The organism is Loktanella sp. 3ANDIMAR09 (assembly GCF_001420005.1).
GTDB lineage: Bacteria > Pseudomonadota > Alphaproteobacteria > Rhodobacterales > Rhodobacteraceae > Loktanella.
In genome coordinates this window covers 1-1,239 of sequence record NZ_LJAK01000031.1, presented here as the reverse complement: position 1 = coordinate 1,239, position 1,239 = coordinate 1, and the positions used below count along the sequence as shown (strand labels likewise).

Annotated in this window: 1 protein-coding gene; it reads left to right on the top strand. The window is 65.9% G+C overall.

Going from position 1 to position 1,239, the window contains the following annotated elements; translation table 11 throughout:
* Positions 1-1,239 (top strand): Ig-like domain-containing protein (locus AN189_RS18630; protein ID WP_157057588.1); only part of this gene is annotated, 1,239 nt, incomplete at both ends.

Here is a 1,239-nt window from a genome sequence, read left to right as displayed (position 1 = left end):
TGAATTCGATGACCTGGCCGAGGGCGAAGAAGCCACCACCACGGTCACCTACACACCCCAGGACGACTCCGGCCTGCCGGGCGATCCCGTGACGGTCACCCTGACCGTGACCGGCACCAACGATGGTCCCGTGGCCGTTGCTGACGATCTGGGTGCGGGTGAGGATGACGCGAATGCCGTCATCGGCAACGTGCTGGGCAACGACATTGATCCCGAGGATGATCCTCTGACGGTGTCTGCGGTGAACGGCGATCCCAACAGCGTGGGCGTGCCGGTTGCAGCCGACAACGGCGGCACGGTCACCATCGCGCCGAACGGCACGATCGCATTCGACCCCAGCGACGACTTCGAGCAGCTGGGCGAGGGCGAAACCGCGACCACGACGGTCACCTACACCGTGACGGACCCTGACGGGGCCGAGGACACGGCGACGGTGACGATCACGGTGACCGGGACCAACGATGCGCCGGTGGCCATCGCTGACACCGGTGTGGCGACACCCGATGCGGTGCAGCCGCTGGATAACGTGTTGGGCAACGATACCGATCCGGACCTCAATGATGTCCTGACGGTAGGTGCAGTGGACGGTGATCCGGCCAATGTCGGTCAGCCGGTGGCTGGCGACAACGGTGGTCTGGTGACGATCAACCCCGACGGGTCTGCAACCTTTGACCCGAACGGCGAGTTCGACAGCCTGGCCGAAGGCGAGGAGGTCACGACGACGGTGAGCTACACCGTCATCGACGGCAACGGCGGCGAGGACACCACGACGGTGACCATCACCGTGACGGGCACCAATGGCGCACCGGTTGCGACCAACGATCCGCTGACCGCTGGCGAAGATGACCCAAGCGGCATCATCGGCAATGTGCTGGACAACGACGTCGATCCGAACGGCGATCCGCTGACGGTTGCGGCCGTGAACGGGGTGCCGGGCGACGTGGGCCAGCCTGTTGACCTGCCCGATGGCGGCACGGTCACCATCGCGCCGGACGGCACGGTCACCTTTGACCCGGCCGGTGATTTCGATGACCTGGGCGAGGGCGAAGAGCGCACCACGACCGTGACCTACACCGTGACCGACCCCGCCGGGGCCGAGGACACGGCGACGGTGACGATCACCGTGACCGGGACCAACGATGCGCCGGTGGCTGTCATGGACGAGTTCCCGGTGTCCGAGGATCAGGACCCGACGACAGTGATCGGCAACGTTCTGGACAACGACAGCGACCCCGAAGG